Origin of the sequence: Lysinibacillus sp. RC79 (assembly GCF_041262405.1) — a bacterium.
Lineage (GTDB): Bacteria > Bacillota > Bacilli > Bacillales_A > Planococcaceae > Lysinibacillus.
Genome location: NZ_JBGCCD010000053.1, coordinates 1 through 14,309, shown reverse-complemented (window position 1 = coordinate 14,309; position 14,309 = coordinate 1). Strand labels below are relative to the sequence as shown.

Sequence of the window (14,309 nt, the reverse complement as noted above, 5' to 3'; positions counted from 1 at the left end):
GTTGCTGTCGCTCCGCTTTCGCACAGAAACCACTAGTTGCTGTCGCTCCGCTTTCGCACAGAAACCACTAGTTGCTGTCGCTCCGCTTTCGCACAAAAAACATCTTGTTGCCCGAAGCGGATCATCTTATGCCCCCAGGAAAGCGCTCAGTTGGAACGGAAATCAACCCCTTGCTTGCCGAAGAGCGATCCTATGACACCTTAACTTCATTGCCATAATAGCTTTTCAACAATATAAAAAGTCGTCCTAACGTTATAGGACGACTTCTTTTTTATTTTACTGTATTGATCACTTGTACATAGTCTTTGCTCACGAAAGCTTTTCCTGTATACAGTTTATCAGAAAGGACCTCATACCAGCCGTTTGTAGCAGAGCTTGAAATGATAACTGGCATACCACTTCGTGCATATGTGAATAGTGGGTTAAAGCTAACAGCTGCGCCAGTACGGACGTTTAAGCCGGTTGTTGTTGTTAGACCAATTGTGTAAGGATTATTGGCATCCTTAAAGCCTAACGCCTTTTCAGCACGGTAATAGTGTCCTGCGACTTTTGCACCCCAGAATGGATCAGAAGCGTATTTTACGTTAAAGCCAAGAGCTTTTGAACCAACTACTGCACCGTTAGAAAAGTTTTTACCAGGTGAACCCCCTGGAGTAATGTAGTTTGGCTGTAGGAATTTATCAACAAGCTCATTGATATTGTCAGCTACACTATCAAACTCTTTGTTTAGTGGGTTCGTATCATATACGTACAAACCGAATAGGTTATTTAAGTCTTGTGCATGAGGGCTCATACCATAAGCACTCTCATGTTGAGCAATGGATAAAACAAGCATAGCGTTAATTTGGGATTTTGCTTCCACATCTTTTAATGTTTGCCCCAAACCTATTAACTTACTTTTCTTTGTAGCATCTTTATAAAGACTGGCTCCTGTACTCTCAACCTCTGCTAGCTTATTCATAATATAAGCATCAATTTCTTGTGCTGTATATTGTGTTTGGGCACGGGCAGGTAAATACTGATAGTAGTTATAGGCATCACCTTTAGAAGAGCCACTGCCATTTGTGAAATAAATACCGTCCCAGCTATAGTATTTTTCGCCTGGCTTCATGAATGATGGCGCCTTTCCGAAAACATAGCTAGAAGAATACTTATTTGTATTGTAATCGTAGAGTGTATGTTTAATTTCACCATTTTCATTTGAATAGTAAGAACGACCTTTGCTCATTGAAAATGGGATTAATGTAACATCAGCGTGTTTTAAGTAGCCGACTTGACCAGCTAATCGAACTTTTACTTGTGTTGCATCACTACTTAGGTATTCCATTTCTGTATTAGCTGCAACCGAAATTGCATCATTAATAGTTTCAGATTTTAGTGCTACATAATTGCTTGTAAGAACGTAGCCTGAAGACATTTTCACAATTTTATCATTTTGAACGATAACCTGTGTGTTTTTTGTCACAGCCTTTTCAGCAGCTTCAAAGGTAGAGAAACCTTGATTACCAACTAGTGCGCCATTTGAAATTTCCTTAATAGCGTATTTAGAGGAACCGGTATTTGTATCGCCGTCGTTTGAATTACCACTGTTAGTATCGCCACCATTTGAGTTACCACTGTTTGAATTGCCACTAGCATCTGGATCGTCAGCAAGTTGCATTAAACGTAGAATAAACGAAGATGCTTGTCCAATAGTTGCATTTTTTTCAGGCATAAAGTTGCCATTAGAGCCTTGAATGATTCCTAGTTGTGCACCTATAGCTACTGCTTGACGGTAGTCTTTAAATATAGCTGCATTATCCTTAAAGGTAATAGAAGAAGTACCTTTAGGAATGTTTAAATAATCAATAGCTCTCTCAAGCATAACCGCCATATGCTGTCTTGAAATAGCGGCATTAGGCTTAAATGAACCATCTCCGTAGCCTGTAATAATCCCAGCTGAAGCAGCAAGCTTAATATCCTTTGCATGTACATATGTATCTGGGACATCTTTAAACACTATGTCGCTTGTCGATTCAAGATTCATGGACTTAGCTAAATAAGAAGCAAACTCTCCGCGTGTCACATTGTCATTTGGACGATAACTTCCTTTTGCATCTTTTACTAATGCACTTTTGGAAATTAAATAACGAAGACCCTGTTCATGTGAATGCCCTGTTAGTTCGTCAGCAGATGCCAGTTGTGGTTGCCAAAGAAGCATGCCGAATACTGTCATGAGCAAAGCAATAATTGATAGTTTTTTCATATTTTACCCTCCTAGACTTCTACATCATTTTAACAAAGTTATAGAGTAACGATAAGGGTCAAATGTTAGAAAAATCATAAAATGAGACTATATAAATAGTTTTCTTGACAATTCATATAAAACTGGAAAATAGCTTAAATGTTCCATGGATATTTTGGCATATTTTTGATAGTGTTATAGAGGAAAGACATGTGAAGGGAGAGTTGAGAGCTCTATATTATTTAGGAGCGCAAAAAAATGAAAAAAATAGCGAAAAATTTACTAGTTTTAGTTGTATTATTGTCAATGGTTGTTAGTCCGTTAAATGCTTATGCAGCCCAAACGGTCAAGAAGGATTATCCATTATCGAATGGTGTGCAGTATAAACAATATACATACAGCAGTACCAATACAAATTCTATTAATCATCTTGCTATTGATGTAGATGAAACGACAGAAGTACAATTAGGTATGCCCGCGAATGTTAATGGCAGAGAATCGACAGTAGCAAATGCTAATCGAAATTCACGCGAGGGGAATCGTGTAGTTGGTGCTATTAATGCAAGTTTCTTCGATATGTCTGCAGGTTTCCCATTATTTTTACTAGCTAAAGATAATGTTATTTTAAACGGTGGTGCTGTTTCAAACGGCTCCGATGAATATATGAATGTCCCTACAGCTTTCGGGGTTGCAGCAGATGGCAGTGGTGTCATTGACTATTTTGATTTTAATGTAACACTTTCTCACAAAGGCACAGACTATAAAATGTCAGGAATGAATCGTGCACGTAATATATATGAGGGGATTGTTTACACACCACAATTTTATAGTAAAACAACAAATACGAATGAATATGGTTTTGAAATCGTAGTAGATACAGGTGCTCCGATTACTGAAAACAAATTCGGTCAAACATTAACAGGGAAAGTTACACAAATTACACCTTATGGATCAAAAGAAAAAATATCCATCCCTTCAACTGGCTTTGTCGTATCTTTACAAGGTGGAGATTGGCACAGTAAGCTAAGCCAAATTGCACTTGGAGATGAGCTGAGTGTTAACTTCGCTATTGATAAGCTTTGGCAGGATGCAAAATTTATTATGGCAAGTGGTCCGTATTTAGTAAAAGATAATAAACCTTACATTATGATGAGCTCATCTAGTCAACGTGCAAAAGAGGTAACATCACGTACTGTTGTAGCGACAAGTAACAATGGAAAAACAGTACACTTTATTACGGTTGATGGAAAACAGAAACATAGCGCAGGGATGAATATGGTTCAACTTGCTAACTATTTAGTGTCACTTGGTGTCGATCAAGCAATTAACTTAGATGGTGGCGGTTCAACAACAATGGGCATTCGAAATTACGGTAGTAATAATGTCGTATTAGCAAACCTACCATCTAATGCAGGCAATGCGCAACGTCTTGTGTCCGCAACATTACAAGCTGTAAGTACGGCACCAACTGGCAAAGGCGCAAAAATTGATTATACGAACAGCACAAACCATGCAACTCTTTTAGCAGGTGCTTCGTCTAGTATAGCAGTAAAATATATTTTAGATGAAAACTATAATACGCTACCATTAGACGGTCATGTATCGCTAACATCTGAGAATAATACTTTAAAAGTTAACGGCATGAACTATACTTCAACGACAGCTGGCGATGATCGCATTTTCATCAACCACGATGGCACACCTGTTCAATCGTTCCAAGTGAAAGTAGTAGATGCTCCAGCAACAATGAACATTGAACCAAAATCAAAAACAGTGGGCGCCGGTGATACGGTCAAATTTACTATGGATGCAAAGGACGAGGGTGGCAAACCTCTAGTTTACAATGCTTCACAGGTGGAATGGTCTGTAGAAGGTAATATCGGTACCATTACTAGTGATGGTAAGTTTACAGCTCAAAATCCGGGTGCTACTGGTAAAGTAGTAGCGACTTTAGGAACAAAACGTGTAGAGGCTGCTGTGACTGTAGCAAAAGCTGCGTTGTTTAAAGATATTCCAAGTAATTATGTGTACTATAAAGAAATTGAGTATTTAACAAAAAATAATGTCATTACAGGTCAAGCAGATGGCACATTTAGACCAAATGACAAACTTACACGTGCGCATGCAGCAGTTATTATTAGTCGCGCACTTGATTTAAAAACATCAAATGTCAAAAATCCAGGCTTTAAAGATATTCCTGCGAATCACATGTATTATAAACAAATCGCAGCTGTAGTCGAGTCTGGTATTATGAGCGGTAAAGGCAACAATACCTTTGATCCGAATGGTACTTTAACAAGAGCACAAATGGCGAAGGTTGTAGCATTAGCTTATGATCTAAAAGGAACAAGCAGCATTAACTTTAAAGATGTATCGAAAGATCATTGGGCATACACATATGTTCAGCAGTTAGCTGCAAATAAAATTACAACTGGCTATGGTGATAACACCTTTAAACCAAATGAAGCGATTAGTCGCGCTCATTTTGGATTATTCCTTTATAGAGCAATCAATCCATAATAGTAGTCCTTAAAGAAAGAATTTTGCATTTAAAAAATAGCAAACTAGTAGTTTTACACCTAGTTTGCTATTTTTCTCTTTAAATAAAAAAAGGTGCTGTGGTGAGCGATTTGGCTTGTAAATCTAGTAAAATTTAATTAATTTTTGGCCAACATAATAAGAAGGGCATGATATTTATTTAAAACTTATGCCATGTATTTCAGTTGATTGGATGATGAGCCACCATAAAACAAGACTAGTAGTGACTTTTGAAGCTCATCTTATTTTTACTATTTTTAAAAAGAACGAAGATGTTCAATTGTGGTATAATCTCAGTATTAAAAAGTAAAAGGATGTTTTTTAATGAAAATAGGCATTGTGGGGAATTACGGCAATGATAATAATGGTGATGAATCAATATTATACGGCATTCTTCAACAAGTAAAACAAACATTTTCGGTAACTAGTGATGACATTACCGTTTTTAGTAATAACACACAACAAACATCCGAACGTTATGGGGTACATAGCTATCCATTGTATTACAGAAAGAGTAATTTATTTAAAACGTTTATCCATACCTATAAAAATAATAAACAATATGTAGCACAATTCGACCTCCTCATTATTGGTGGTGGTGGTATTTTAATGGATTTTTATAAACGTGAGGCTCATCTGTACGGAGCGTATGCAATGATGGCAAAACAAAGTAAGATTCCCTACATTATTTACGGATGTGGTGCTGGACCACTTGATACATTTTCTGGGAAAGTTAGTATTCGCGTGATGTGTCGTTATGCAGCAAATATCTCAGTACGTGATCCTCAGTCTAAAAAGCTTTTGCGAAGTATTGGGGTGAAAAAGCCAATAGATATTATTGGTGATCCTGCATTTACATTAAAAGGGGATCGTCAACATTACGACGAAAAACCAGTTAAAATAGGTGTATCAGCGGTTCCATACTATAATGCAAACTATTGGCCAGAGGGAAATGTTGAAAAATATGATGCGTACGTTACAGGTATGGCGAAAAATTTAGATGAGGTAATTTCTGAGCATAATGTTAAAATTACATTTTTTGCGACGAAGTACCCGCAAGACGTCACTGTGACGAAAGATATTCAGAAAAAAATGCAACAACGTGCACATACTGAAATTATTGATGAAAATTTAGTGCCAGAGCGATTACTTGATGTAACGGAGGAGCAGGATATTATTATCGGTACACGTCTGCACTCGCTTATTTTGGCAACAGATTCGGAAACTCCGATTATTGCGATATCCTATCATACAAAAGTACAGGATTTTATGTCCTTTGTGGGCGCATCAGATCGTTGCTTACAAATGCAGGATATAGAGGATAATGATAATGCTCTATCCACATTAGTTGGCAAACTAAGTAGCAATTGGGAGCAATCGATTGCGGAGACGAAACAAATTGCTACCCATATTCATAAAGAGGCCATGCGTGGTCAGGAATTAATGAAAAAGGCAGTGACACGTCTATGAAAAAAATACTCGTCATTAGTAATATGTATCCAACACCTGATCATTTATCATTCGGTATTTTTGTGAAAAACCAAGTCACTGCACTTGAAAAGGCAGGACTAGACGTAGATATTTCTGTTAATACAAATCCAGCGACCGGTAAGAAAAACACCATTATGAAATATACAAAATGGGGTTTATCGACATTGATGAAAGGCTTAAAAAACAGAAAGTCTATTGATGTCACACATGCACATTATGTGTTTCCATCTGGTATGCTGTCGCTCCTATTAAAGAAAATGTTTGGTATTCCATTTATCGTTACAGCTCATGGTGGCGATATTGAGCGCATGGCAAAGAAGAACACAAGAATTCGCAATTGGACAGCGAGTATTTTACGTGAAAGTGAACATGTTATCGCAGTTGGCCCAGTCTTAGCTCAACAAATTGAACAAGATTTTGGCATTGAAAAAAGTAAAATCTCTGTCGTTAGCATGGGTGTGAATCGTGAGGTTTTCACAAAAGGGAATCAAGAAGCTGTGTGCAAAGAACTACAATTAGCATCTGAGCCATTCAGATTTTTATTTGTAGGAAATGTTATTAAGCAAAAAGGCGTTGAGGAGCTGTTACAGGCTTTTCAAATGCTAAAAACAAAAGTATCTCGTCCTGTAGAGTTAAATATTGTAGGTTCTAGAAGGGATCAAGCATTTTTCCAATCCTTGCAACCATTAATCAGCGAAGACGTCAAATTTATAGATCCACTAAAACAACAAGAACTAGTGAAGTGGTTCCAAGCAAGCGATGTCTTTGTATTACCATCCCATTTAGAAGGTTTTGGATTAGTGGCATTAGAGGCATTAGCGACAGACACACCTGTTATTGCTTCAAATGTAGGTGGACTTGTATCTTTGCTTGGGGAAGGCGCTGGGCATTTAGTGGAGCCCGAAAACGCTATGGTTTTATCTGAGGAGATGCTGCGTGCCGTGAACACGCCAATAGAACAATATATGAATCGTGAAGCGGTCGACGAGGTATTAGCCATTCACGATGAAAAAAATATAACAGCTCGCTGTATAGCGATTTATAAGTCGGCCATTGAAGGTAGGGATGGCCTATGAATAAGTTTGTAAAAATAGTCGGGGCAGTTGCGATTATTAATATCGTGGCCCGTTTCTTCGGATTTTTACGTGAGATGATAATCGGATTCCAATATGGTACTGGTCATATTTCCGACAGTATTTTTACTGCGTATATGATTCCAAACTTTTTATATTTAGTAGTTGGGGGAGCATTTACGACTGTTTTTATTTCAATTTATAACCGAGAAGCAACCGACAAAGGACTATTCGTAAAGCAATCATATACAATTGTTGTTGTGTCAGCGATAATAATGACATTAATAGGGATGGCCTTTGCTAATCCAATTTTAGAAAGCTTTAATACGGGTAAGGCTGTTAGTGAAGATCAAATGGCTTTAACGAGAAATCTTTATTTATGGATGATGCCATCATCAATATTTCTTGTTTTATCTTCTTGGTATAGTGGTTTACTGAATGTAAACCAAAGATTTCATTTATCGAGCTTTGCCATTTTATTTTACAATGCGATTTTCTTAGTGATAGCAGTTGTCTTATCGGAAACGACTATCGGTCCAATGGGATATGGTATTAGTGCATTGGTAAGCGCAGTATTGATGGTGTATTTCTTAGTTATCGGTTACCGTAAATTAGATTCGTTTAAGGTAGGGTTTTCCTTTAAACATAATGTATCGACAAAAGAGTTGTGGATAATGGTTGTACCTATTATGCTTGGCGGTGCAACGATTCAACTTTATGCATTATTACAACGTTATGTAGCAGGGCTATTATCATTAGAAGGAGCAGTATCTTCTGTTAACTATGCTTCTAAGTTGATGCAATTTCCACAAGCTATTTTAATTACAGCTGTAACGACAGTTATTTATCCAATATTAAGCCATAAGGAAGCTGAAAATGATCATGCTTCTATTAAAAGCTTGTATTCAAAGGGATTACAATACTTATTTTTATTGCTTATTCCCGTAACAATTTACTCTTATTTTTACTCGACTAATCTCATTCAAGTTGTCTTTGAATACAATAAGTTTGATGCGAAAGCAACAGCGATAACAGCGCCAGTACTTGCTGTCTTCGTACTTTCTATGTATTTCCTTGCGGCAAACACATATATTACACGCTTTTACTATGCAAAAGGTGATTCAATGGCACCTGTAATATTTAGTTTATTAAATGTATTTGGAGTAAATATTGGAGCTATTTTTTTACTTGTAGGTTCAACTGGAGTAGTTTCAATTGCATGGGGTACTTTAATAAGTTCCATTGTGAACTTTATCATGCTTATTGTATATGCAAGCTTTAAATATGATCTGAAAATGGGTATATTCAGTAAAGACCTTCAATTTTTCAGAGCTATGCCACCAATGATCATTATCACGATTGTTATGTACTTCTCAAGTAAGTATTTAGTATTTGAATACAAGTGGATAACTTTCATTGTAGGTCTTGTTATTTTTAGTGCTGTGCTTGTAGGCTCCTTCTTATTATTTGGAGTGAAAGAAGTAAAAGAATTTAGTGATAAACTAAAAAAGAAATTTTTGAAATAATAGGAAAAAGTGGGTATCTTAGAAACGATTTGATACCTACTTTTTTTATTTATGTTTCAGGCGTGTTGATTAGTAAATAGATGCTTATTCCATTTTTAACTAATAGTAGCGGAATGCTACTTGAGAGCTCCTGTCGCGGTACTTTCTGCAAAAAGGTTGTTATATTTATAATATTTTATAGTGAAAAAATAGGAGCTGTATTATAATTAGTTTTATTCATGTGGAATTTTCTATGGACATATGGATAAATTGGCATTGCTTGGTAATGCCTAAAGGACTATGTCTACTACAAATTAAGATAAGGTGGGAAGTATGGCAAGAGGTAGGAAGGTTAATTCAAATGGTGAACGAAGTAAACAATTATTGCTTGAAAAGGCTTTGGAGTTATTTTCTGAAAAAGGTTATCACGATACAAAAATTAGTGATATTGTAAAAGCCGCTAATGTAACACAGCCAACTTTTTATTTATATTTTGAAAGTAAGGATTCTCTCTACACCGATCTGAATGAACGATTTCAGCGTGGATTTGATGAAATTATGAGTAAACAATCAGAAGAGGTTGAAAAGGGATTAGAGGGCTTTGTTAGAGAGCTAAAACAAAAAATACATATGTTATTCGTTTACATAATCGAAAACCCGAAATTAACAAAAATTGGACTATTTGAATCTGAACAGTCACTTGTAGTTAAATCTCAACTTACACAGCAATTTACTCACCTTATACATCGTTATGATTGTGCCTATATATTACAATCATTTTGTACAGACATTCATATAATTGTAGATAGTTTTGTAGGATCCTTTGAGCGTTTAATATTAACTAATTTACTTGAACATAAAAAACAGCCATGCGAGTTAGCGAGCGACTTAGTTCATTTATACTTTTTAAGAGAAGTAAATACAAATATTTCTCAAGTTGAATAAAAATTAATAAAATTCCTCTCACCATTAAAGGTGAGAGGAATTTGTTATTTCTTAACTGTAATATGAAGATACGCGCCTTTTTGAAGCTTATTGCCTGATTCTTTTTGAATAGATGGATGAACAAGAAGCATATACTCTTGCCCACTGTTTAACGGTTTTGATGGAGTAACAAGTAATGAACTTCCATCGACTTTTGCAGTAATTGGTACTTCGTTACCGCCTAAAGCGACAAGCTGTACACTGCCTTTAGCAATCTGCGAAGAGAGTGCCTGTGAGAATTTCACAGTAAATGTTTTAGAAGTTGGTTCATTTTTTAAGCTTGCAAGCTCTTTATAATTTGTATATTGTGCTTTAATTGCATCATAATGTGCCTGGAAAATAGGTGCAGTCTTTGTTTGGACGTTCGGGTTTACCCCAACCTCATTAATCGTTTTCCCAGAAGGACCTGTAAAATTACCGATAGTAAGCTTTAAATAGCTACCATCTTGCAATTCAAAAAAGCCTTGCATACAACCTTTTCCATAAGTAGTTTCTCCATATAAAATAGCAGATTGCTGATCTTGTAATGTTGCTGATAACATTTCAGAGGCGCTAGCACTATAGCGATTTACGAGAATACGTGTATCAGCTGGGAATTTTTCATTTTGATTGACTGCACGTATTTTATAAGAGGCATGTGCTTCTTGTAGTAAATACGCAATTTTTGCGTTCGGGAATAGCCCTGCAATCTCCTCAGCTGTTGACACATAGCCGCCACCATTGTTTTGTAAATCAAATATAAAAGAGGTTGCACCACGCTGTTTTAATTGAATAAGTGCATCCTTGACAAGCTTTGCACCGTCTTCTGAGAAGGATGACATAGCAATATATCCAACATCCCCAAACAGTAATGCAGATTCTACATTCGGTAATGTGAATTTTTTTCGTGTAATAATTGTAGTAGAAGTTGTACCATCTGCATGTTTGAGGGTCACTTCTATTTTAGTATCTTCATCACCAACTAATAAGGATGAGGCTTCTTGTGTAGAGCTTCCTACTACGGATTGCCCGTTAATGGCAATAATAATGTCTCCAGCAACTACACCGGCATTAGATGCACCACTATTCTCAAATACTTGTAAAATATGAATGCCATCTTCATGTTCTTCGATGATTACACCAATCCCAATTGTTGATAGATCGATGCTATTTATAAATTCCTCAAATTCCTTTTTCGTAAAATAGGTGGAATAAGGGTCTAGCATATCAATGATTTCAGGAATTGTTTTAGCTTTCTGCAAATTACCATGGATGGTTCCAACATAATTTTCCTCTATAATTGCCTTGATTTCCTTTACAAGCTGTTGATCATTGCTTGCAGCAGAAGCGTTTGTAAATGGAAAGATGAAAAAGCTTAGAACGAATACGAAAGACCACAATACTTTTTTCATGGGACACCTCTTTTCTAGTTACCTTTATTATACATGAATTTCCATATAACCGTGAATAGGAAAAGGAGGGGATAACCTACAAAAAAATGAATCTGCTAGCTTTTTGCGAGAAAGTAAGTTTATGCAAGATTCATAGACAGTCATTGTCTAAAAGAAGCTTGAGGCTTATTCGCAAAAAGCAAGCAGATTCAAGTTAGATGAAGAAATTAGATAAGTCTCTTTTATTTTTTTGTGAGCTTATGAATGACCAAGCCGATAAGCGTACCGATTATTGCAGGTACAAGCCATGCCAGACTTTGCTCGTATAATGGTAAAGCTTTTAAAATGTTCACATATGGTGCAATTGTAATCTCCATTTCCTTTAAACCATCATTCATGCTAACAAAGAATGTAGGAATTAATGCTAAAATGTAAACAATTTGTCCACCTTTAAAGAAATTATCGAAAAGCGACAGAACCATTAACACCATCGCTAGCGGATAGATGATTAATAATACAGGTAGTGATGCACTAATAATTGTTTCAAGACCTACGTTTGTTATAGCTGCACTGAAAATTGTGAAAATTACTAAAAATGTTTTATACGAAACACTAGGAAATAGTTTATTGAAAAATTGAGCATTGGCAGTCAGTAAACCTACAGCAGTAGATATACACGCTAGTAAAATTGTAGCAGATAATATAATAGTCCCGAGTGTACCAAAAAGAGCTTCAGCTGACTTCGCAATTATAGTACCGCCATTATCAAAAGCACCAATTGCACTAACACTAGTGTTACCAATTTGTCCAAGCGCGATATAAACAAATGATAAACCAATAGCGGCAATAATTCCCGCAAAAATAGTCGTTTTGACTTGCTTTTTAGTATTTGACATACCCATGTCGCGCAATGCTTGCAAAATAACGATTCCGAAAACTAATGCACTAAGTACATCCATTGTTAAATAGCCTTTAACAAAGCCTTCCATCAATGGTGTCTCCGTGTATTTTCCTATAGCTGCCCCTGGTTCACCCATTGGGGAAATAAAGCTTTTAATCGCTAGTAGTAAAATAACGGCTAATAGAACAGGCGTTAAAATTTTCCCAACGCGATCGACAAGCTTTGAAGGGTTAATAGCTAAGATTAGTATTAAGGCAAAAAATATAACAGAAGTAATGAAAAGTGGTGCCCAATGATCTGCTGCTGCCTCTGGAAGAAATGGGGCAATCCCAATTTCAAAGGATACAGAACCTGTACGCGGTACTGCAAAAAATGGTCCAATCGCTAAATAAACGATTGATGTAAAAATAATACCAAAAGTAGGGCCGACACGATTTGCTAGTATTTGTAGATCGCCACCCGCCTTCGCAATCGCAACGATGGCTAATAGCGGTAATCCAACACCTGTTATTAAGAAACCAATCATTGCTGGCGTTATATGCTCACCAGCTTGTTGACCTAATAATGGGGGAAAGATAATATTTCCAGCACCTAAAAATAAGGCAAATAATAGTAAACCTACTGCCAAATTTTCCTTGATGAAAAGCAAGATGTTTTTCATAAAAATTAAAACTCCTTTAAGATTGAAAAGATAAAACTTTCTAAAAATTATAAACACAGAAGTGTATGTTATCATATGAATACTAATCTTGCAATTAATATTCTTTAACAATTTGTAAGAATTCGTCGGAATCAGTAAGATTCATAAATTGTTTGAAAAATAGTCAGTTTTTCCGATATCTGATTTCTAAAATATCTAGTATGATAGACACACAAGGAAATATTTTAGCACGAACGGAGGCAATTTGGTATGAAAAAGACAAAAAAATTGAGAATCCTTGCTTTAAGCACTATAGCTACTTCATTTTTAGCGCTACAGACCGCAGAAGCAGCTACATATACCGTACAAAAAGGAGATACTTTAACTAAAATCGCTCAAAACAATAAAATAACAATACAAGACATAAAAAGTTGGAACAATTTAACGAATGATATGATTTACGTCGCGCAAAAGCTTGAAGTTTCAAAACAAGCTACTAATGATGCGGTAAAACCTTCAAATCCATCAACAACAAAACCGACAACACCAGCAAAGCCCACAACTGTTTCACATACAGTAGTTAAAGGCGATTCATTATCCAAAATCGCTAAGCAATATAATGTGACAATAAAGGAAATTAAAGACTGGAACGGACTTACGACAGATAATATTTTCATTGGACAGGTGTTAAAATTATCTCCAGTAGCTTCAGTACCCGAGAGTGACACAGTACATAATAACGGATCTGCAGATGCCGGAACATCAACAGTAACATCTAAAGATCCTACAGCGAATGGACAAGCTGTTTATAAGAAAACAGTAGACGTAGCTAATTCATTAGTAGGAACACCATATCTCTACGGTGGCAACACATCTGAAGGCCTAGATTGCAGTGGCCTGATTTACTATGCCTTTAATCAAGGTGGTTTAAAAATTGGCAGAGACAGTAGCGAAGGATATTTCTACGGTAATACAACACAAGTTAAAAATCCGATAGCGGGAGATTTAGTGTTCTTCCAAAATACGTATAAAGATGGAATATCTCATATGGGTATTTATATAGGTAACAATAAATTTGTCCATGCAGGGGCAGACGGTGTTGAAATCTCGGACGTTACATATTCTTACTGGTCTACAAGATTAGTAGCTTATAAACGATTCGACGCTATCAAATAAAGTAAAAGCGATTTTTGCATATACGCAGAAATCGCTTTTTTTATGGAGTTTAGATAAAATCGTTCGGTTGAAGGCGACAGTTTCGCTGATAAAAAATGTGGCATCGCTGATAAAACAACGAACATCGCTGATAAAAGTGTCAGAATCGCTGATAAAAGTGTTAGAATCGCTGATAAACCAAAGAACATCGCTGATAAAAGTGTTAGAATCGCTGATAAAACAACGAACATCGCTGATAAAAGTGTTAGAATCGCTGATAAACCAAAGAACATCGCTGATAAAAGTGTCAGAATCGCTGATAAAACACCGAATATCGCTGATAAAAGTGTTAGAATCGCTGATAAACCAAAGAACATCGCTGATAAAAGTGTTAGAATCGCTGATAAAACAACGAACATCGCTGATAA

Annotated in this window: 10 protein-coding genes; 6 read left to right on the top strand and 4 right to left on the bottom strand. The window is 36.2% G+C overall.

The window, feature by feature from the left end; translation table 11 throughout:
* Positions 1 to 271: 271 nt before the first annotated feature.
* Complete coding sequence (locus ABH968_RS27130; RefSeq protein WP_370049049.1) at positions 272 to 2,245, bottom strand: S-layer homology domain-containing protein; 1,974 nt, start codon at positions 2,243 to 2,245, stop codon at positions 272 to 274.
* A gap of 237 nt (positions 2,246 to 2,482) precedes the next feature.
* Between ABH968_RS27130 and ABH968_RS27125 the strand changes: the two genes are divergently transcribed.
* The 5 genes from ABH968_RS27125 (at position 2,483) to ABH968_RS27105 (ending at position 9,776) form a co-directional block, all read left to right on the top strand.
* The gene (locus ABH968_RS27125) at positions 2,483 to 4,744 is read left to right on the top strand and encodes an S-layer homology domain-containing protein (RefSeq protein ID WP_370049047.1); all 2,262 of its coding nucleotides are present in this window, start codon (positions 2,483 to 2,485) and stop codon (positions 4,742 to 4,744) included.
* Between the two features lie 342 nt (positions 4,745 to 5,086).
* Positions 5,087 to 6,232 (top strand): polysaccharide pyruvyl transferase family protein, encoded by a 1,146-nt coding sequence (locus ABH968_RS27120; protein ID WP_370049045.1) that lies wholly within the window; start codon positions 5,087 to 5,089, stop codon positions 6,230 to 6,232.
* Positions 6,229 to 7,329, top strand: a complete 1,101-nt coding sequence (locus ABH968_RS27115; RefSeq protein ID WP_370049043.1) for a glycosyltransferase — start codon at positions 6,229 to 6,231, stop codon at positions 7,327 to 7,329. Before ABH968_RS27120 ends, ABH968_RS27115 begins: the two co-directional genes overlap by 4 nt.
* Positions 7,326 to 8,852 carry a murein biosynthesis integral membrane protein MurJ gene (gene murJ, locus ABH968_RS27110; RefSeq protein ID WP_370049041.1) on the top strand — a complete coding sequence of 509 codons (1,527 nt, stop codon included), beginning with the start codon at positions 7,326 to 7,328 and terminating at the stop codon, positions 8,850 to 8,852. Before ABH968_RS27115 ends, murJ begins: the two co-directional genes overlap by 4 nt.
* 312 nt (positions 8,853 to 9,164) lie before the next feature.
* Positions 9,165 to 9,776 (top strand): TetR/AcrR family transcriptional regulator, encoded by a 612-nt coding sequence (locus ABH968_RS27105; RefSeq protein ID WP_370049040.1) that lies wholly within the window; start codon positions 9,165 to 9,167, stop codon positions 9,774 to 9,776.
* Between the two features lie 44 nt (positions 9,777 to 9,820).
* On the opposite strand, the gene ABH968_RS27100 is transcribed toward ABH968_RS27105, so the two are convergent.
* Positions 9,821 to 11,206 carry a S41 family peptidase gene (locus ABH968_RS27100; RefSeq protein ID WP_370049038.1) on the bottom strand — a complete coding sequence of 462 codons (1,386 nt, stop codon included), beginning with the start codon at positions 11,204 to 11,206 and terminating at the stop codon, positions 9,821 to 9,823.
* Between the two features lie 221 nt (positions 11,207 to 11,427).
* Positions 11,428 to 12,747 carry a branched-chain amino acid transport system II carrier protein gene (gene brnQ, locus ABH968_RS27095; protein ID WP_370049036.1) on the bottom strand — a complete coding sequence of 440 codons (1,320 nt, stop codon included), beginning with the start codon at positions 12,745 to 12,747 and terminating at the stop codon, positions 11,428 to 11,430.
* A gap of 249 nt (positions 12,748 to 12,996) precedes the next feature.
* Between brnQ and ABH968_RS27090 the strand changes: the two genes are divergently transcribed.
* The gene (locus ABH968_RS27090) at positions 12,997 to 13,902 is read left to right on the top strand and encodes a C40 family peptidase (RefSeq protein WP_370049035.1); all 906 of its coding nucleotides are present in this window, start codon (positions 12,997 to 12,999) and stop codon (positions 13,900 to 13,902) included.
* Here the strand turns inward: ABH968_RS27090 and ABH968_RS27085 are convergent.
* On the bottom strand, positions 13,875 to 14,309 hold a 435-nt coding region (locus tag ABH968_RS27085), incomplete at its 5' end, for a hypothetical protein (protein ID WP_370049033.1). The two genes, ABH968_RS27090 and ABH968_RS27085, sit on opposite strands and share 28 nt — an antisense overlap.